An 18743-nucleotide genomic window follows, 5' to 3' on the forward strand; every position below is an offset into this window, starting at 1 on the left:
GTTGGCGGTCTGGCGGTTGGCGCTTGCGTCTCTCAGGGGGCGTCGAAGTCGATCACCACCCGCTCGGTCAGCGGGCGCGATTGGCAGGTCAGGACGTAACCGGCCTCGACCTCCCACGGTTCCAGGGAATAGTTTTCGGCCATCGACACCTTGCCTTCGCGGATTTTGGCCCGGCAGGTGCAGCAAACGCCGGATTTGCAGGAATAGGGCAGGTCGGCGCCGTGGCGGTGGGCGGCGTCCAGGATGGTGTCGCCGTCATAAGCCAGCGTGAATTCGCGCCGCTTGCCGTCCTGAAGAATGGCGATGGTCGCGCCGTTCGCCGGATCATCCGCCACGCCGTCGGGCGCGGCCTTCGCCGGGGCGGGCTGACGGCGATCAGCGGACGTGCCGAACAGTTCCAGATGGATGCGCTCCGCCGGGGTTCCGGCGGCGGCCAGCGCGTCGCGCACCTCCTCCACCATCGCTTGCGGGCCGCAGAGGAACGCGGCGTCCAGGCTGGCGGCGTCGAGTTGCCCGGCGCACAGGTCGCGCACCAGATCGGCGCCGATGCGGCCCGACAGCAAGCCCGCCTCTTCCGGCTCCCGGCTCAACAGATGATGGATCGCCAGCCGCCCCATGTGGCGGTTCTTCAGATCCTCCAGCTCTTCGCGGAAGATGATCGACGAGACGGAGCGGTTCCCGTAAATCAGCAAAAATTGGCTGAGCGGCTCGCGCGCCAGCACGGTTTTGATGATCGACAGGATCGGCGTGATGCCGCTGCCCGCCGCGAAGGCGACGTAGCGCCGCGCCGCCGCCGGATCCAACGGGGTGGTGAAGCGGCCCATCGGCGTCATCACGTCGATGACCATGCCGGGGGCCAGCGCGTCGTTGGCGTAGTTGGAGAACAGGCCGCCCTCCACCCGCTTGACGGCGACGCGCAACTCCCCCTCGTCCACGCCGGAGCAGATGGAGTAGGAGCGCCGCGCCTCTTCCCCGTTGATGACGGTCTTCAAGGTCAGATGCTGGCCCTGGACGAAGCGGTAACGCTCGGCCAATTCCGGCGGCACGTCGAACAGCAGCGACACGGTGTCGGCGGTTTCCCGGCGGCAATCCCGGATGGTCAGGGGATGAAAGCTGGGGGCGTGAAAGCTGGGGGCGCTCATGGGGCGGGATTCCTTGTCGGGCGCGCGTCTTTCCCCCTCCCCAACCCTCCCCCGCGATGCGGGAGAGGGAGCCTGGACCCTTGTCGGCGCAAGGCGGAGTTCCCTCTCCCGCGCTCGCGCGGGGGAGGGTTAGGGAGGGGGCGAAGGGCGCGGCCGCTCAATGGCATTTGAACACGTCAAACGGTTCGAGGCAGGCGTTGCAGCGGTGCAGGGCCTTGCAGGCGGTGGAGCCGAAGCGGCTGATTTGCGCCGTGTCGGTCGATCCGCAGAGCGGGCAGGCGACGGATTCCTCCGGCGCGGTCAGCGACCGTTTGCCCGACGCGGGCGGCGGCGCGATGCCGACCTCGGCCAGCTTGGCGCGGCCCGTTTCGCTGATCCAATCGGTGGTCCAGGGCGGGGCGATGACCACGCGGACCTCGGCGTCCAGACCGGCCCGCGCCAGCGCGGTTTCCACATCCAACACGATGACGCCGGTTGCCGGACAGCCGGAGTAGGTCGGCGTCACCGTCACGACGACCCGCCCGACAGCGTCGCGCGCCACCGACCGGACGACGCCGAGATCGACGACGCTCAACACCGGAATCTCCGGGTCCATCACCTCGGCCAAGGCGTTCCAGGCGGTCAACACCACACTGTCGGCCCCTGGCTCCGGCCCCCAACAGCCCGCGTCCGGCATGACCATGCCCCCTCTCACCACGTCGCGTCGGGATAGGCGCGGGGCAGGAACTGCATTTCGGCCAGCAGAAAGCCCAAATGCTCGCTGTGCTCGCCGCGCAGCCCGCCCTTTTGCATCCAGCCGTCGGTCGGGCGGGACAGGGTGGCCTCGTCCAGAATCTCCGCGATCCGGGCGTTCCAGGCGGCGCGCAGTTCCACCGGATCGGGGGCGATCCCGGCGGCGGCCAGGGTCGCGGACGCCGCGTCGCTCTCGAACATCTCGCCGGTGTAGGGCCACAACCGATCCAGCGCGTCCTGGACCCTGGCGTGGCTGACGGCGGTGCCGTCGCCCAGCCGGATCAACCAATCGGCGCTGTGGCGGACGTGATAGCGCGTCTCCTTCACCGCCTTGGCGGCGATCCCGGCCAGCGTCGCGTCGGTGGAGGCGGTCAGCCGGTCGTACAGCTCCACGGCCCAGGAATCATGCAGGAACTGGCGGACGATGGTGCAGCCAAAATCGCGGTTGGGCTGTTCGACCAGCAGATGGTTGCGGTAATCGAACACGTCGCGCCGGTAGGCCAGACGGTCTTCGTCGCGGCCCTTGCCCTCGACCTCCCCGGCGTAGGCCAGCCACAGGCGGGCGTGGCCGACCAGATCCAGGGCGACGTTGGTCAGCGCGATGTCTTCTTCCAGTTCCGGCGCGTGGCCGCACCATTCCGAAAGGCGATGGCCCAGCACCAGACTGGTGTCGCCCAGCCGCAGCGCGTAACCGAACAGGGCCTGTTGGGTGTCGTTGCTCATCCGATGTCCTTCCGACCCATCGCGGGTTTGCTCTTTTGCCGAGGCCGTCTTGCCCCCTCCCTAACCCTCTCCCGCGCAAGCGGGGGAGGGCTGGGGAGGGGGCCGACGCTTCAGATGTTCTTCACGTCGGCGGGGATCTCGTAAAAGGTCGGATGACGGTAAATCTTGTCGTCCGCCGGATCGAACAGGCTGGCCTTATCCGATGGGTCGGAGGCGGCGATGCTGGCGGCGGGAACCGCCCAGATGCTGACGCCTTCCCCCCGGCGGGTGTAGACGTCGCGGGCGTTGTCCAGCGCCATGCGGCCATCGGCGGCGTGCAGGCTGCCGACATGCTTGTGGCTCAAGCCGTTCTTCGGGCGGATGAAAATCTCAAACAACGGCCACTCTTTGCGCTGGCTGGATTGGTTCTCTGCGGCTTTGCGGTCCATGGCTCTAACCCCTCCCGGCTGTTTCAGCCGACTTTTTTCATCTGGCGCTGGGCGCGTTTGGCGGCGTGGGCGGTGGCGGCCTCGCGCACCCACGCGCCCTCGTCCCAGGCCTTGCGGCGGGCTTCCAGGCGTTCGCGGTTGCAGGGGCCGTTGCCCTTCAGGATCTCGTTGAACTCGGTCCAGTCGATGGCGCCGAAGTCGTAATGGCCGGTCTCGGCGTTCAGGCGCAGATCGGGATCGGGGATGGTCAGGCCCAGAAACTCCGCCTGCGGCACGGTGGCGTCGACAAAGCGCTGGCGCAGCTCGTCGTTGGAGAAACGCTTGATCTTCCAGGCCATGTTCTGCGCCGAATGGGCCGACTGGTCGTCGGACGGGCCGAACATCATCAGCGACGGCCACCACCAGCGGTTCAGCGCGTCCTGCGCCATCCGCTTTTGCTCCGCCGTGCCGTTGGCCAACGCCAGCATCAGCTCATAGCCCTGGCGCTGGTGGAAGCTCTCCTCCCGGCACACCCGCACCATGGCGCGGGCGTAGGGGCCGTAGGAGCAGCGGCAGAGCGGCACCTGATTCATGATCGCCGCGCCGTCCACCAACCAGCCAATGGCCCCGATGTCGGCCCAGGTCAGGGTCGGGTAATTGAAAATGCTGGAATATTTGGCCTTGCCCGCCAAAAGCTGTTCCACCAGCTCGTCGCGCGACACGCCCAGCGTCTCCGCCGCGCTGTAGAGGTAAAGCCCGTGCCCGCCCTCGTCCTGCACCTTGGCCAGCAGGGCCACCTTGCGGCGCAGGCTGGGCGCGCGGGTGATCCAATTGCCTTCCGGCAGCATGCCGACGATTTCGGAATGGGCGTGCTGGGCGATCTGGCGGACCAGGGTGCGGCGGTAGCCGTCGGGCATCCAGTCGCGCGGCTCAATCTTTTCTTCGGCGTCGATGCGTTCCTGAAACCGGATGTCGTCCTGCGTCACCAGACGGGGTGACGGCTGAGCGCCCTGCTCGGTCTTGCTGTCCAAACCCTGCGTGTACATCGGCGTCCCCGCGATTGCTTGCGCGTCCAGCAAACTGTCTGTGAGGGGAAAATATGATACAAAACTCAGACTGTAAAGTGGATTGATGTGTCATTTCGTCGCCCTGCGCCGCAGCGTTGGGATTCCGGCTTTTCCTGGGCTTTTTCCTTGGAAACAATGGGGATTTTGACCGCTAAAACCCCTGATGCGGATGTGGGAATTTTGCCGACACGACACAAAGATTCTCTATTTTCATTGAATGATGCGCCGCAAAAGCGAGGGCGTGACGGGCTGGGCCGCGCCGCGTTCAGGACCGCGCGGCGGCGGACAGGGTGGGAAGCGCTTCGCTCAACAGGGCGGCGATGTCCTTGGCGGCGACCGGCTTGTGCAAAATCCGATAGCCGCTGGCCTTGGCGTCGGTGATGCGCTCTGGCGCGGTGTCGCCGGTCAGCACGACGCACAGGGGAGAACCCGGATTCTTCAGAATGGTCCGCACCGTCCGCTCCACCGCGCCGATGGCGTCCAACCCGCTTTCCCCGGCTTCCAGCCGCAGATCAGCGATCACCAGATCGGGCGACCGTCGGGCTATGGTCAGCGCCCGCACCGCCGTCGCCGCGCCGTCGCAGGCCAAAACCCGCCACCCGCATTGCTCAATCAGCAACGTCAGCCCTTCGCGCACCAGCGGATCGTCGTCGATCACCAGCGCCAGACCGACGGCCCCGTCGGCTCCGGCCAGCCCACCCGATCCCGGCGACGGCAAAACGGCGACCCGATCCAGCGTTTGTCCGTCGATCCGGATGGTGAAGCAGGAGCCTTTCCCCGGCGTCGAGGCGACCTCCACCCGGTATTTCAGCAGGCGGGCCAGTCGATCGACGATGGCCAACCCCAACCCCAGCCCCTTGCCGCGATCCCGCGCCGGGTTGGCGATCTGGTAGAATTCGTGGAAGATTCGCTCCAGATGCTCCGCTGGAATGCCGATTCCGGTGTCGTGAACCTGAATGCGCACCCCGTTGGCGCGGCGGCGACACCCCAGAACGATCCGCCCCCGCTCGGTGTAGCGCAGGGCGTTTTCCACCAGATTGCGGATGATCCGCTCCAGCAGGGCCGGGTCGGCGGACAGGGTGACGCTGGTCGGCGCGGCGCGGAAACGGATGCCCTTTTCCGCCGCGCGCAGCCGGTATTCATCCTCCAACCGCTGAAAAATCGCCCCCAGCGACACCGTTTGCACGCTGGGCGACACCGCGCCCGCGTCCAGCTTCGACATGTCGAGGATGGCGTCGAGCAGGCGGCAGAGCGCGTTGATCGACGCCTCGATCTTGCCGACCAGGGAGGAGGCCGGATGATCGCCCAGCCGCACCGCCAGCGCGGCGGTCAACAGCACCAGCGATTGCACGGGCTGGCGCAAATCATGGCTGGCGGCGGCCAGGAAATGGGTTTTCGCCGTGTTGGCGCGTTCGGCGACCATCAGGGCCATGATCGCTTCCTGGCGCGCGCGTTCGGCCTCCGTCTTGGCGTCTTCCGCCTCGGCCCGCGCCTGTCCGGCCCGTTCGGCGAAGGTGCGCTGGATGGTGATCTCCTCCGCCGCGCGCAGGTCGCGTTCGCGCTGGATGGTGGCGATGTGGTCAAGCATGGCGTTGAAGGTCGTCGCCAGACCGGCCACCTCGTCGTCGCCGCGCACGCGGGCGCGCTGGCCGATGAAACCATGGCTGACGATGGTTCCGGCCAGCCGCTCCAACTCGCGCAGGGAGCGGGTCATGTGGCCGCCCACCGCCCGACTGCCGAAATAAATTCCAATCAGCGAGGCCAACGCGACCAGCCCATAGGCGGGCAAGACCCAGGACAGAAAGGCGGCGGTCGGCGCCGCCGACGCCTCCAACCGCAGGACCAGCCCCAGCGGGGCCAGCCGGTCGGACACCCGCAAGGGCGTCTCCACCGCCATCCGCCCGGCGGGAACCGGCGGCACGGCGGCCCCGGCCTGGATCAGCGTGGCTTCGGGATGGAGAACCAGCGCGCTCAAGGGGGCCTTGAAGAGCAGCGCGCCTGCGGGGGGCGCGCCGCCCTCCGCCGCCGGAAGGTCGGCGGCGAGCAGGAACAGCCGGGCGCCGTCCTTCACCACCGCCACCGCCGATTGTCGGGCGGCGACGGCGCGCTCCAGCCACGCCAGATCGGCGGGCGTCATCCGCAAATCCGCCCGCTGCCCGTTGTCGGCCAGCGGCTTCCCCTCGGCGTTGGTGAAGACCAGGACCACTGGCACGCTGGCGATCTGGCCGACGCTGCGCAGGAAGGGCAAAAGATGGCTGTCCTTGCCGCTGGAATCGGCCAGCGCGCTTGTCAATTCCCGGTTGTTCGCCAGATCCCGCATGGTGTTGACCAACGTGGTCAGCAGCCCTTCGGTCTGCCGGGCCACCAGCGCGGCGTTGGCCTGGACGTTGGCGTAATGCTGCCGGGCCAGATGGCGGCTGGAGACCATATACAGGCTGGTCCCGATCAGAACGGCCAGCACGACCCCCAGCATCAACGACACCAAGGCGAAGCGCCGGGACAGCCGCCCACGGGTGAACAGGCGCTGAACAGCGCGAACGGGTGAGAAAGGGCGGAGGTTCGGGGTCATGCGGCCAGCGGCGAAAATCCGTACCGCCATCCCCGATGGCGGCGCCGGGAACCGGCGACGCACACTATGGAAGGATCAAAAGCCCTTGGTCAATCAGCCCTTTGGCCAGTTCATCCCGCCGAAACGGCGACGTCGCGCACAAAATCAACCATCGCCTGCAAGACCACCTCCGCTTGGTCACGGTGCGGGGTGTGACCGCAGGAGTCGAGCACGAGGAGCGACACCGGCCCGCCGCTTTGCGCCGCGATGGCGTCGTACTGCGCGGCGGTGGCGTATTCATCATCCACCCCCTGGATCACGAGAAACGGCGCGCGGATGCCGGGCAGGCGGTCTTCAATGTTCCAAAACCGGAACTTTTCGGTCAACCAGGCGTCGTTCCACCCCCAGAACGCGCCATCGACATTCTCGCCATGCAACCGCTTCAACCGCTCGCGCAGCCCGTCCTCATAGGCCGCCCGCGCGGCCCGAATGCCGACGATGGTGACGTCTTCGACAAAGACATGCGGCGCTTCGGCGATGGCGCCGCGCACGCGGGAAGCGACCGGGCCGGAGGCGGCGAGCAGAGCGATGGACGCCCCGTCGCTGTGGCCGACCAGCACGACGTCGGTCAACCCCAACTGGTCGAGCAGCCGGGGCAGAACCCTGTCCGCCTCCTCGTGCAGATAGCCGGTGGAGCGGGGCAGAACCACGGGCGAGGAGCGGCCATAGCCGCGCCGGGAATAGATCAGCGCGCCGCAGCCGGTCGTCGCCGCCAGACGGTCGGGAAAATCCTTCCAGATGGCGACGCAGCCCAGCCCTTCATGCAGGAAAACCAGGGTCGGCAAGCCCGCCCGCGCGGCTGGAACGCGGCGGTATTCCAGGGAAACCCCGTCGATGTCGAGAAAGCCGTTCAGCGTTTCCGGCGTCATGCCGCGTGCCCCATCATCCGCGCGCCGTTACAAGCGGCGGCACTCTAAGCCGAATTGCGCCGCTTCGGCAACGCCTTGCCCCTGTCGTTGCCCAACGTTTCAGCGGCAAGCCCAAAGAATCGGCACAAACCATCCTCAGCAAGTCTTTTTGCCGGTCTTTGCCAAAATGGTCCGTATTTTGCGTTGCAACACACGACCGCATCCCATCCAAAGGACCTAGCTCTTTTGATGGGCACCCGACCGCAAAGGATGATCCGCATGAAACACCCCATCCTGCACAGCGATCTGCACGCCGCCGCGCGCTTCGTTCTGGCGGCGAAGTTCCGGACCCTGCGTGATTTGGAGCAGCTTTCTGCGGTCTGCACCGTCGTTTCCGCCACCGCCGCCCTGATCCATGAACTGCAAAAGGAACGTGGCCTCTGGAACATCCATCTGGGAAGCGGCGGACGCCGTTTTTCTGAGCAAATAGCCCCACAGACGGCGCTTTGCCAAAAATACGAGCAGGAATTGCGCGCCCGCTTCGCTGAGTTGGACCGCATGGTCCATGGCGCGGCGCTGTTTGGCGACATCCGCCGCGCGCTCGCCGATCTCGACGCGTTGCCCGATCTGCGGGAACGGGCGGGGCGCCTGGACTTGGCCCCAAAAGACACCTTCGCCTTTTTCTGCGGCTTGATCGGCGCGTTGCTGAGCGCCGTGTCGGCGGCGGCCGACGTGTCGTCCGATCCGGTCGTGTCGCGCGCCCTGATCGCCGCCTTCAACCTCATGCGGGGCAAGGAACAGGCCGGACAGGAACGGGCGACGGGCGCCGCCGGTTTTTCCGCCGGGCGGTTCGACGCAGGGCTGCATCGGCGCTTCGCCGCCCTCATCACCGCGCAAAATCGCTCGTTCGCGGTCGTCGCGGAAAACGTCGCGCCGGAACAGGCCGAAGCCTTGCGCGTCGCCCTATCGGATCAAGCCGATTTCGAGCGGATGCGCCGCGTCGCCCGCGACGGCGGCCTGAGCGGCGCGCTCGAAGACGTCGAAGGCCCCGCTTGGTTCGCCGCCGCGACCCGGCGGATCGACGCGATCAAGCGGGTGGAAGACCGCTTGATCGCCGATTTGGGCGGCGCCTGCGCCACCGCGCTGGCCAAGGCGCGCCAGGATTTCGCGGCGCCGCTCGCCAACGCCACGCCACGGCTGCGCCTGATTGGCTGGTGGACCCGCCGCCGCTTGACCGCGCAGGCTCGGTGGTCCGAACGGGTGGCTCAGGCCATGCGGGCCGCCGCCCTGCCGTCGAACGCCCCAGAATGGGCGCGCGACGCCCAACGCCTGTTCCAGGAAGGTTTGGGCAACACCGCCAGCCTCGCCGCCCAGCAGCAACAGGAGCGTGACCGGAGCGAAGAGCGTCAGCAGATTTTGGAAGACGCCGTGCATGATTTTGGCAGTTCCAGCGACTCCGCTCTGTCCACCATGGCCGACATGGCCGGGCGGATGCGGGACAGCGCCCAACGCATGGCGGAGATGGCCGGGCAGAACAGCCAACGCTCGCTCAGCATGGCGTCGGCGTCGCGCCAATCGCTCGACGGCGTGCGCACCGTGGCCAAGGCGGCGGAGGAGTTGAGCGCGGCCATCCACGACATCAACCGCCAAACCGAAGAAACCCTGCGCATCACCGCCACCGCCGTGTCGGAGGTTGAACGGACCAACGGCACGGTTGGCGGCCTGCACGACGCCGCCAACCAGATTGGCAAGGTGGTCGGCTTGATCCACGAGATCGCCGGACAAACCAACCTGTTGGCGCTGAACGCCACCATCGAGGCCGCCCGCGCCGGAGAGGCGGGGAAGGGATTCGCCGTGGTCGCTGGCGAGGTCAAGACCCTGGCGACCCAGACGGCGCGGGCGACCGACGACATCGCCCGGCAGGTTCAGGCGATCCAAGACGCCGCGCTGGCGACCGTGGACACCATCGCCTCGATCCGCGACACCGTCGCCAGCATGGACGGCGTCATCACCCGCGTCGCCGCCGCCCTGGCCCAGCAAGAGGCCGCGACCGACCGGATCGCCGCGACCATCCAGGACGTCGCCGACGGCGCGCAAACCGTGTCCGGCGCCGTGGAGGGCGTCGCTGGGGCCGCCGACGACACCGGCGCCATGGCCGGGCGCGTGCTGGACGCCGCCCGTGATCTGGACGGTTTGACGCGAACCTTGCGCGGCGATTTGAAGGGTTTCATCGACACGGTTCGGGTGGCCTGACCCTGGCGGCCTATGATTTGCTGAGACAATAGAAGCGGTGGACGGGGAGGCGGCGACGGTGCGGGTTCTGGTGGTCGATGACGACAGCGAACGGGCCGCTTTGGTGGAAAGCAGCCTGCGCGAAACCGGCGCGGTCATTGCCGCCGTGATCGGCGTCGACGCCGATTTGCGCGCCGCCATCCAGGCCCACCGCCCCGACGTCATCATCGTCGATCTGGTCGCGCCCAACCGCGATTACCTGGAAGATCTGATGTCGATCAACCAGGAGACCCCGCGCCCCGTCGCCCTGCTGATCGGCGAGGAGGACCGCCCGCTGATGGCGCGCGCCGTCCGCGCGGGCGTCAGCCTGTACGCCGTGGACGGGTTGAGCGCCAAGCTGGTCCGCTCGATCATCGACACGGTGGCCGGGCATTTCGACCGCTACCGCGCGGTGAACGAGGAATTGGAAAAATCCCGCGCCGCGTTGAGCGACCGCAAACGGATTGAGCGGGCCAAGGGCCTGCTGATGACCCACCGCGACCTGAGCGAAGACGACGCCTATAAGACCTTGCGCCGAATGGCGATGGACCAAAACAAACGGCTGGTGGACGTCGCCGAGGCCGTGCTGAATTTGGCTGATTTGCTGAAGCGGTGATGGCGCGCGCTGGTCAAGACTTTTGGTGGCGCACGATGATTTCGGTTAGAAATCCCATGATTTGCGGCGGCTCCATGCCGTCAGGCGCAAAGCGGTCACAGCCGCAATGACGGCGATACAGATCAACCATGAATGGTTCGTTTCCCATAAAGAACATTGACCAGTTTTCAAGGATAGGATTGTCAATCCCGGCCTTGATGACCGTCCTCACATTGCGGTGTCGGGTGTCGAGAAGAATTTTGCTGTAAAGCGCCTCCACCACTCGATGCGGGCCTTCGAGAATCTCCAAAAAATGGGCCGTGTTGAAACAGAGCATGCTGCTGATGTTCCGCGCCGGATTCTTGGTTTGAGACGCGGATAGGATGGATTTGATGTGCTCCTTCGTGACGTTCGCCGCGATCTCGCTGCAAAACACGATGCGCAGCAAGCCGTTGGCGCGGGAGGTCCCCCTTTCGCGCAGAAGCGATTCAACACGCTGCCGCAACAGGTTCGGGTTGATTGGTTTGGTCAGGAAAGCGGTGGCGCCAACGTCACGCGCGCGTTTGACGATTTCCGGCGCGGTGTGGGCGGTCAGCACCGCGACGGGAATTCCGGTGTCGAGCGGAACCTTCGGCGCAATGCCTTCGGGCAAGCGGCCTGACCGAAGCAGCGTGATGAAGGCCAGTCCGCCCATCGGCTCCATGTCAAGATCGCAAAGGATCAGGCTGACCGGCGAAATGTTCAAAATGTTGAAGGCGTTCCAGGCCGACGACGCTTCATACACCGTGCCGACGCCAATTTTTCGCAGAATGGTGGCGATCAAGCGGCTTGTGAACTCATTGTCCTCAATCACCAGAACAGACGCCGATTTCAACACAGATTCCTGGCTGCACATGCCTTCTCCCCTGAACAGCCATTTTAAAACCCATATGTTTTGTAAGGTGGGCGATGGCGTCCAGCCAATCAGGGAAAACACCAAATTGATGCTTTACGCAATACACTCTCATTAAATATTTTCTCAACAACTCACACGCCACTAGGATTAACAAAGGAAAAACAATAAAATATCACAATCAATCAGTCGATAAAATCGTCCCGACTCAAGCCATACTTCTTGAGCTTGTCGTAAAAAGTCTTGCGCGGAATGGTCAAGGCTTCGATAGCCGCCTTCACGCTTCCCTTGTGACGGGCAAGCTCGCTTTGGATCAGCCCTTTCTCGAACAGATCCACCTGCTCAGACAGCGACAGGGCCGTGGAACGGGCGGGCGGATCCGGCTCCGCCGTCGCTTCGTCCAGACCCAGGACGAAACGGTCGGCGGCGTTGCGCAGTTCGCGGACGTTGCCGGGCCAATCCTGGCTGACCAGCCGTTGCGTCTGGGCGGGCGACAGGGCGCGCGGTTCGCGGTTGTAGCGGTTGGCGGCCTGAAGCACGAAATGCTGGAACAGCAACGGGATGTCGTCGCGCCGCTCGCGCAGCGGGGGGATGGCGACGACGACGACGTTCAGGCGGTAATAGAGATCCTCGCGGAATTTCCCGGCGGCGGCGGCCTGCTTCAAATCAATTTTGGTCGCGGCGACCACGCGCAGATCAACCGGAATCAGTTCGTTCGACCCCAGCGGCTCGACCACCCGTTCCTGAATGACCCGCAGCAGCTTGACCTGAAGCGACAGCGGCATGCTTTCGATTTCGTCGAGGAACAGGGTGCCGCCGCTGGAATGCTCGATCCGCCCGATCCGCCGTTTGCTCGCCCCGGTGAAGGCCCCGGCCTCATGCCCGAACAATTCGCTTTCAAAGATGGCTTCGGGCATCGCCCCGCAATTCAGCGCCACGAAGGGGTGTTTGCGGCGGACGCTGGCGGCGTGGAGCGAACGGGCGACCATTTCTTTTCCCGTGCCGGTTTCGCCCAACACCAGAACGTCGGCGTCGGTGTCGGCCACCGCCGCGATGGCGGCGCGCAGCCGCTCGATCCCCGCCGTGCGCCCGACGATGCTGTGCGTCGCCTCCCCCCCGCCGGACAGGGCGGCGCGCAGGCGGCGGTTTTCCAGAACCAGACGGCGCTTTTCCACCGCCCGCCGCGCGGTTTCCGTCAACCGATCCGACGGGAAGGGCTTTTCCAGGAAATCATAGGCGCCCTTGCGCATCGCCTCCACCGCCATCGGCACGTCGCCATGGCCGGTGATGAGGATGACCGGCAATTCCGGGTCGATGGCCTGTACCCGCGCCATCAGCGTCAAGCCGTCCATCTGCGGCATCCGCAGATCGGTGACGAGGCAGCCCGGCCAATCGCGCCCGATGTGGCGCAGGGCGCGCTCCGCACTGTCGCAGGCGGTGACGGAGAAATCGGCCAGTTCCAGCGCCTGCTGCCCGGCCAACCGAACCGCCCGTTCGTCATCGACAAAGAGAACGCAGCCGCTTCCCGCGTCGGGCATGGTCATGACGGGTTGTCCATTGTTTTGAGGCGCAGGGTGAAAACGGCCCCGCCGTCGGCGTGCTTGCCGGCGGTCAGGCTGCCGCCCAAATCCTCGACGATGCCATGGCTGATCGACAGACCCAGCCCCAGCCCGTCGCCGGCCTCTTTGGTGGTGAAAAAGGGAACGAACAGGCGGGGCAAATCCGCTTCGGCGATGCCGACGCCGCTGTCGGCGACGCTCAACAGCAATCCATCCTCCAGCGCGCGCGCCGTGATCCGCAGATGGCGGCGGGGGGAGTCGCGCATGGCGTCGGCGGCGTTGCCGATCAAATTCACCAGCACCTGTTGCAGGCGGACATCCTCGCCCACCACCCACACCGGCGAGTCTGGAAGATCCAGATCGACCGTCACGTCCTCGCGCCGCAAGCGCGCCTCGAACAGCGCCAGCGCTTGGGCGACGGCGCCCTGGACCGACACCGGCCCCACGGCGCCCGACGCCCGCCGGGCGAAGCCCTTCAACTGGCGGGTGATCGCCGCCATGCGGTCGGTCAGGTCGGCGATCTCAGCCAGATTGGCCCGCACCGAGTCCGTCCGCCCGCGCTCCAGCAACACCACCGCGTTGTCGGCGAAGCTGCGCAGGGCGGCCAGCGGCTGGTTGATCTCGTGCGCGATCCCCGCCGACATCTGGCCCAGCGCCGCCAGCTTGGCCGCTTGGGTCAATTCATTCTCGGTCGCCCGCAATTCGGCGGTCGCTTCGGCGACCCGGCGCTCCAACTCCACCCGCGCCGCCTCCTGAAGCGCCAACCGTTCGGTCAGCGCGGCGCGGCGCAGAGCCAGCGCGTAAACCGCCACCGCCGCCAAAGCCGCCAAAGCGGCGGCCAGCAGCCCGGCGACCTGTCCGCGAACCGTCACCGGATCCAAGCTGGTCAGGCTGTGCAGCGTCCAGTCGCCGCCGGACATCGCGACGGAGGCCAACAGATAGCGGCGCTCGCCGCCCGCCTCGGCCAGGGCGATGCGGTCCGACGCGCCGCCGAAGGCCCAGGGCAGCACGTCCAGCCCCTCGCTGCTGCCGCTGGGCGTGATCGGCAGGCTGATCGGCAATTGGCGGGGCAGGGCGTGGTAGCGCCAATCGGGGACGTTGGTGATGAACACCAGGCCATCGCGGTCCGTCACCAGCAGCTTTTCCTGCCCCGGCGCCCAGGCCCGCTCCAGCCGCTCGAAACCGACCTTCAGCACCACCGCGCCCACTGTGCGGTTTTCCGCCACCACCCGATGGGCGGTGTAATAGCCGGGAATGAAGGAGGTGGTGCCAAGGGCGAAATGGTGGCCCTCGCCCCGTTCCATCGCCAGACGGAAATAGGGCCGATAGGCGAAATTCTGCCCGACGAAGCTGCCGACGCCGTTCCAATTGCTGGCGGTCAACGTCAAGCCGGTCCCGTCCATGATGTACAGCGCCGACGCGCCCAGCGCCTGGGCGATGCCCGCCAGCTTGGCGTTCATCCGCTCCACGCGGGCGGGGGTCGGGTCGGCCAGCAGGGTTGTGACCTCGGCGTCTTGCGCCAAAGCCAGGGGAACGGCGGCGTGACGCTCCAACTCAGCCCGCAAATTGGCGTCGTAGAGGGCCAATTGCGCCTGGACCCGCTCCCGCACATCCGCCTCGGCCAACCCCGCCGACCAGCTTGCCGCCAAGGCGGCGGCCAACGGAACGCCCAGCAGAAGCAACGCCAGCAACAACCGCCGAGGTTGCGCCAACGCGCCCGCGATCAGGCCGCTGACCGAATATGTCCCGATTCGGTCACGCATTGGACCGAACGCCGTCAAAGCGCATGTTGCACCGCAACAATCCATCCCAAGAGCCACGAATGTGCGGATTTTCGCACATCGCGATGGGGCTTGTCGTGCGGATTTTCGCTCAAGCCTTTTCCTCAAATCCTTGATGTTGCTGGATTCAGCAATTGGCCCAGCGCTTGCTTTCATAGGCAACCAAGTCCGGCGCAGCCCGCCAGAGAGCGGACGCCCCACCAAGGAACGCCACGAGGAGATGACCATGAGCGCAGACGCGACCGCCGCCCACGGGCCGGTGAAGAAGCCCTTCTACACCAACCTGACCGTTCAGGTTCTGACCGCGATCACCTTCGGCATCCTGCTGGGCCATTTCTACCCGTCCATCGCGGTGGAGATGAAGCCGCTGGGCGATCTGTTCATCAAGATGGTCAAGATGGTGATCGGCCCCATCGTGTTCCTGACCGTCGTCACCGGCATCTCCTCCATCGGCAATCTGAAGAAGGTCGGCAAGGTCGGCGGCAAGGCCCTGCTGTATTTCGAGGTCGTGACCACCTTCGCGCTGGGCATCGGGTTGCTGGTCGTCAACCTCGTCCGTCCGGGCGGCGGGATGAACATCGTGCCCGGCCAGTTGAAGGCCGATTCCGTGCAGAAATACGCCACGACGGCGAAAGAGCACGGCTTCATGGACTTCATCGTCGGCATCGTTCCCGACAACATCGTCGGCGCCTTCGTCCAGGGCGACATGCTGCAAATCCTGTTCTTCGCCGTGGTCTTCGGCGTGGCGCTGGCCGCCATGGGCCAGAAGGGCAAGCTGGTCGAGGACATCTTCGACAAGGTCGGCCACGCGCTGTTCGGCGTCATCGGCATCCTGATGCGCGTCGCCCCGGTCGGCGCCTTCGGCGCCATGTCCTTCACCATCGGCAAATACGGCGTCTCGTCGCTGACCTCGCTGGGCCAGTTGATGGCGTCGGTTTACATCACCATGGCGATCTTCATCTTCGTCGTGTTGGGAACCATCACCAAGCTCTACGGCTTCAGCATCTGGAGCTTCGTCCGCTACATCCGCCAGGAACTGCTGATCGTTCTGGGCACCTCCTCCTCGGAATCCGTCCTGCCGCGCATGATGGAGAAGATGCAGAAGTTCGGCTGCTCCAAGCATGTCGTCGGTCTGGTCATCCCGACGGGCTATTCCTTCAACCTCGACGGCACGTCCATCTATCTGTCGATGGCCGCCATCTTCATCGCCCAGGCCTTCAACGTCGATCTGACGATCTGGCAGCAGCTCTACATCCTCGTCATCCTGATGCTGACGTCCAAGGGCGCGGCGGCGGTGACGGGCGGCGGCTTCGTGACGCTGGCCGCCACCCTGTCGGCCACCGGCGTGCTGCCGATCGAGGGGCTGGCCCTGCTGCTGGGCGTGGACCGCTTCATGTCGGAGGCCCGCGCCCTGACCAACCTGATCGGCAACGGCGTCGCCACCGTCGTCATCGCCAAGATGGAAGGCGAGTTCGACGAGAGCAAGGCGGTCGCCGAGTATCAGCATCACTTCAAGGAACCGGCGCTGGCCCGGATCTGAAAATTCCAAAGATGACCCGCGCTGACCTCGTCAGGGTCATGTAAAGTGGCAGGGACGGTTCGGCAGGGTTCGAATCGTCCCTTTCTCTTTTGAACGGGACGTTCTCCTGCGCTATAACCGGCGAACAGGATAACGCAGCCTCAAGAAATTAACCTAAATCACGTTAATCGGAGGAAGAGACCCCATGTCCGGCGATTTTGACGCAATGGCGCTTGAGTATCACCGCAACCCCCGCCCCGGAAAGCTGGCGGTGGTCGCGACCAAGCCCATGGCCAACCAGCGCGATCTCGCGCTTGCCTATTCGCCGGGCGTGGCGGTCGCCAGCATGGCCATCGCCAACGATCCGGCCCAGGCCGCCGAACTGACGGCGCGCGCCAATCTGGTCGCCGTCGTCACCAACGGCACCGCCGTTCTGGGGTTGGGCAACATCGGCCCGTTGGCCGCCAAGCCGGTGATGGAGGGCAAGGCCGTCCTCTTCAAGAAATTCGCCGGCATCGACTGCTTCGATCTGGAACTGAACGAGCTGGACGTTGACGGGCTGGTCGAGACCATCGTTCGGCTGGAGCCGACTTTCGGCGCGATCAATCTGGAAGACATCGCCGCCCCGGCCTGCTTCGAGGTCGAGCGCCGCTGCCGCGAGCGGATGAAGATCCCGGTGTTCCACGATGACCAGCACGGCACCGCCATCGTCGTCGGCGCCGCCGTGCTGAACGGTCTGGCGTTGGTCGGCAAGGACATCGGCTCGGTCAAGGTGGTCTCCACCGGCGGCGGCGCGGCGGGCATCGCCTGCCTGGACCTGATGGTCAGCCTGGGCGTCAAACGCGAGAATGTCTGGCTGGTGGACCGCGTCGGTCTGGTCCACAAGGGCCGGAACGAGGAGATGAACGAGTATAAGGACGCCTACGCGCAGGACACCGACGCGCGCGTCCTGTCGGACGTGATCGACGGGGCCGACATCTTCCTCGGCCTGTCCGGCCCGAACGTGCTGAAGCCGGAGTTGCTGGGCCGTATGGCCGACAAGCCGCTGATCCTGGCGCTGGCCAACCCGACCCCGGAAATCATGCCCGATCTGGCGCGCGAGGCCCGCGCCGACGCGATCATCGCCACCGGGCGGTCGGATTTCCCCAACCAGGTCAACAACGTCCTGTGCTTCCCCTTCATCTTCCGGGGTGCGCTCGACGTCGGGGCGACCACCGTCAACGAAGAGATGAAGATCGCCGCGACCCACGCGGTCGCCAGCCTCGCCCGCGCCGAGCCGTCGGACGTGGTGGCGGCGGCCTATGTCGGCGAGACGCTGCGCTTTGGTCCGGAATACATCCTGCCCAAGCCCTTCGACCCGCGCCTGATCGTCGAAGTGTCGTCGGCGGTGGCAAAGGCGGCGATGGAATCCGGCGTCGCCACCCGTCCAATCGCCGATTTCCGCGCCTACCGCGAGCAGTTGAACCAATACGTCATCCGCTCCGGCCTGTTCATGAAGCCGGTCATCACCAAGGCCAAGAGCGCGCCCAAGCGCGTCGTCTACGCCGAAGGCGAGGATCCGCGCGTCATCCGCTGCGCCCAGGTGGTGGTTGACGACGGCATCGCCCAACCGATTCTGATCGGCCGCCGCGAGGTGGTGGAGCGCATCATCGGCGAAATGGGCCTGCGCCTGAAGATCGGTCGCGACGTCGAGGTGATCGAGATCATCCGCGACCTGCGCTATCACAGCTACGCCGAGGCCTACCGCAAGCTGATGGGCCGTCGCGGCGTCGCCCCGTCCCACGCCGCCAACGTCGTGCGCACCCAGCCGACCGTCTTCGGCGCGCTGATGGTCCGCCGGGGCGAGGCCGACGCGATGGTCTGCGGCACGTCGGGCCGCTTCAACGAGCATTTCGGCCACATCGCCGGGTTGATCGGGCTGCGCAAGGGCGTGAAGGTCGCGGCCACGATGAACGCGCTGATTTCGCAGAAGGGCGTTCACTTCATCACCGACACCTACGTCAACGCCGACCCCAGCGCCGAAGAGGTGGCGGAAATCGCCCGTCTGGCGGCGGACGAGGTTCAGCGCTTCGGCATCGAGCCGAAGGTCGCCTTGCTCTCCCACTCCAACTTCGGCAGCGCCGACACCCCATCGGCCCGCAAGATGCGCAAGGCGTTCGAGCTGGCGTCTGAAACCATGCCCGATTTGCAGATCGACGGCGAAATGCACGCCGACGCCGCGCTGGCCGAAGCCATCCGCAAGGAGGTTCTGCCCGACAGCCGTCTGAAGGGCGAAGCCAACCTGCTGGTCATGCCGACGCTGGACGCCGCCAACATCGCCTTCAACATGATGAAAATCCTGGGCGAAGCGCAGAATGTCGGCCCGATCCTGCTGGGCGTCGAACGTCCGGTCCACATCGTCACCCCATCGGTGACGACGCGCGGTCTGGTCAACATGACCGCCGTCGCGGTGGTGGACGCCCAACTCTCCACCCCCGTCAACGCCGCCCCCCGCCCGCCGGTCTTGTCCGACGACGAGTAACCCACTCCCAAAAAGCCCTCTCCCCAACGGGGAGAGGGCTGGGTGAGGGGGCGTGCTGCCTGGAACCACACACAGCGG

Annotated in this window: 14 protein-coding genes; 4 read left to right on the forward strand and 10 right to left on the reverse strand. The window is 65.9% G+C overall.

Annotation, left to right across the window (positions count from 1 at the left end; genetic code table 11):
- Nucleotides 1-32: 32 nt before the first annotated feature.
- The 7 genes from paaE to ACODS4_RS02715 all read right to left on the reverse strand — a co-directional run bounded on the left by paaE (nucleotide 33) and on the right by ACODS4_RS02715 (nucleotide 7548).
- Nucleotides 33-1142 carry a 1,2-phenylacetyl-CoA epoxidase subunit PaaE gene (gene paaE, locus ACODS4_RS02685; protein ID WP_488860459.1) on the reverse strand — a complete coding sequence of 370 codons (1110 nt, stop codon included), beginning with the start codon at nucleotides 1140-1142 and terminating at the stop codon, nucleotides 33-35.
- 157 nt (nucleotides 1143-1299) lie between these two features.
- Nucleotides 1300-1824, reverse strand: a complete 525-nt coding sequence (gene paaD / locus ACODS4_RS02690) for a 1,2-phenylacetyl-CoA epoxidase subunit PaaD (RefSeq protein WP_488860461.1) — start codon at nucleotides 1822-1824, stop codon at nucleotides 1300-1302.
- Nucleotides 1825-1832: 8 nt separating this feature from the next.
- Nucleotides 1833-2597 (reverse strand): 1,2-phenylacetyl-CoA epoxidase subunit PaaC, encoded by a 765-nt coding sequence (paaC, locus tag ACODS4_RS02695; RefSeq protein WP_488860462.1) that lies wholly within the window; start codon nucleotides 2595-2597, stop codon nucleotides 1833-1835.
- Nucleotides 2598-2707: 110 nt separating this feature from the next.
- A complete protein-coding gene (paaB, locus tag ACODS4_RS02700; RefSeq protein WP_488860464.1) occupies nucleotides 2708-3025 on the reverse strand; it encodes a 1,2-phenylacetyl-CoA epoxidase subunit PaaB in 318 nt (105 codons plus the stop codon).
- A gap of 23 nt (nucleotides 3026-3048) precedes the next feature.
- A complete protein-coding gene (gene paaA, locus ACODS4_RS02705) occupies nucleotides 3049-4050 on the reverse strand; it encodes a 1,2-phenylacetyl-CoA epoxidase subunit PaaA (protein WP_488860466.1) in 1002 nt (333 codons plus the stop codon).
- 286 nt (nucleotides 4051-4336) lie between these two features.
- Nucleotides 4337-6640 carry an ATP-binding response regulator gene (locus ACODS4_RS02710; protein WP_488860468.1) on the reverse strand — a complete coding sequence of 768 codons (2304 nt, stop codon included), beginning with the start codon at nucleotides 6638-6640 and terminating at the stop codon, nucleotides 4337-4339.
- Nucleotides 6641-6750: 110 nt separating this feature from the next.
- Complete coding sequence (locus tag ACODS4_RS02715) at nucleotides 6751-7548, reverse strand: alpha/beta fold hydrolase (protein WP_488860470.1); 798 nt, start codon at nucleotides 7546-7548, stop codon at nucleotides 6751-6753.
- A gap of 258 nt (nucleotides 7549-7806) precedes the next feature.
- On the opposite strand from ACODS4_RS02715, the gene ACODS4_RS02720 reads away from it, so the two are divergent.
- Together ACODS4_RS02720 and ACODS4_RS02725 are read left to right on the forward strand one after the other, a co-directional pair.
- The gene (locus ACODS4_RS02720; protein WP_488860472.1) at nucleotides 7807-9780 is read left to right on the forward strand and encodes a methyl-accepting chemotaxis protein; all 1974 of its coding nucleotides are present in this window, start codon (nucleotides 7807-7809) and stop codon (nucleotides 9778-9780) included.
- A 58-nt stretch (nucleotides 9781-9838) separates the two neighbouring features.
- Entirely contained in the window at nucleotides 9839-10414 is a 576-nt protein-coding gene (locus ACODS4_RS02725) for an ANTAR domain-containing response regulator (protein ID WP_488860474.1), read from the forward strand.
- 13 nt (nucleotides 10415-10427) lie between these two features.
- Here the strand turns inward: ACODS4_RS02725 and ACODS4_RS02730 are convergent, their stop codons facing one another.
- From ACODS4_RS02730 to ACODS4_RS02740, 3 genes are all read right to left on the reverse strand, one after another.
- Nucleotides 10428-11369, reverse strand: coding sequence for a BLUF domain-containing protein (locus ACODS4_RS02730; protein ID WP_488860476.1), 942 nt, complete (start codon nucleotides 11367-11369; stop codon nucleotides 10428-10430).
- A 101-nt stretch (nucleotides 11370-11470) separates the two neighbouring features.
- On the reverse strand, nucleotides 11471-12823 hold the full coding sequence (locus tag ACODS4_RS02735) for a sigma-54-dependent transcriptional regulator (protein WP_488860988.1): 1353 nt from the start codon (nucleotides 12821-12823) through the stop codon (nucleotides 11471-11473).
- A 2-nt stretch (nucleotides 12824-12825) separates the two neighbouring features.
- Entirely contained in the window at nucleotides 12826-14607 is a 1782-nt protein-coding gene (locus ACODS4_RS02740) for a sensor histidine kinase (protein WP_488860478.1), read from the reverse strand.
- A gap of 244 nt (nucleotides 14608-14851) precedes the next feature.
- On the opposite strand from ACODS4_RS02740, the gene ACODS4_RS02745 reads away from it, so the two are divergent.
- Both ACODS4_RS02745 and ACODS4_RS02750 read left to right on the forward strand, forming a co-directional pair.
- Nucleotides 14852-16165 carry a dicarboxylate/amino acid:cation symporter gene (locus ACODS4_RS02745; protein WP_488860479.1) on the forward strand — a complete coding sequence of 438 codons (1314 nt, stop codon included), beginning with the start codon at nucleotides 14852-14854 and terminating at the stop codon, nucleotides 16163-16165.
- A 184-nt stretch (nucleotides 16166-16349) separates the two neighbouring features.
- The gene (locus tag ACODS4_RS02750) at nucleotides 16350-18665 is read left to right on the forward strand and encodes an NADP-dependent malic enzyme (protein ID WP_488860481.1); all 2316 of its coding nucleotides are present in this window, start codon (nucleotides 16350-16352) and stop codon (nucleotides 18663-18665) included.
- Nucleotides 18666-18743 lie beyond the last annotated feature (78 nt).

Source organism: Azospirillum sp. FG154 (assembly GCF_057809575.1).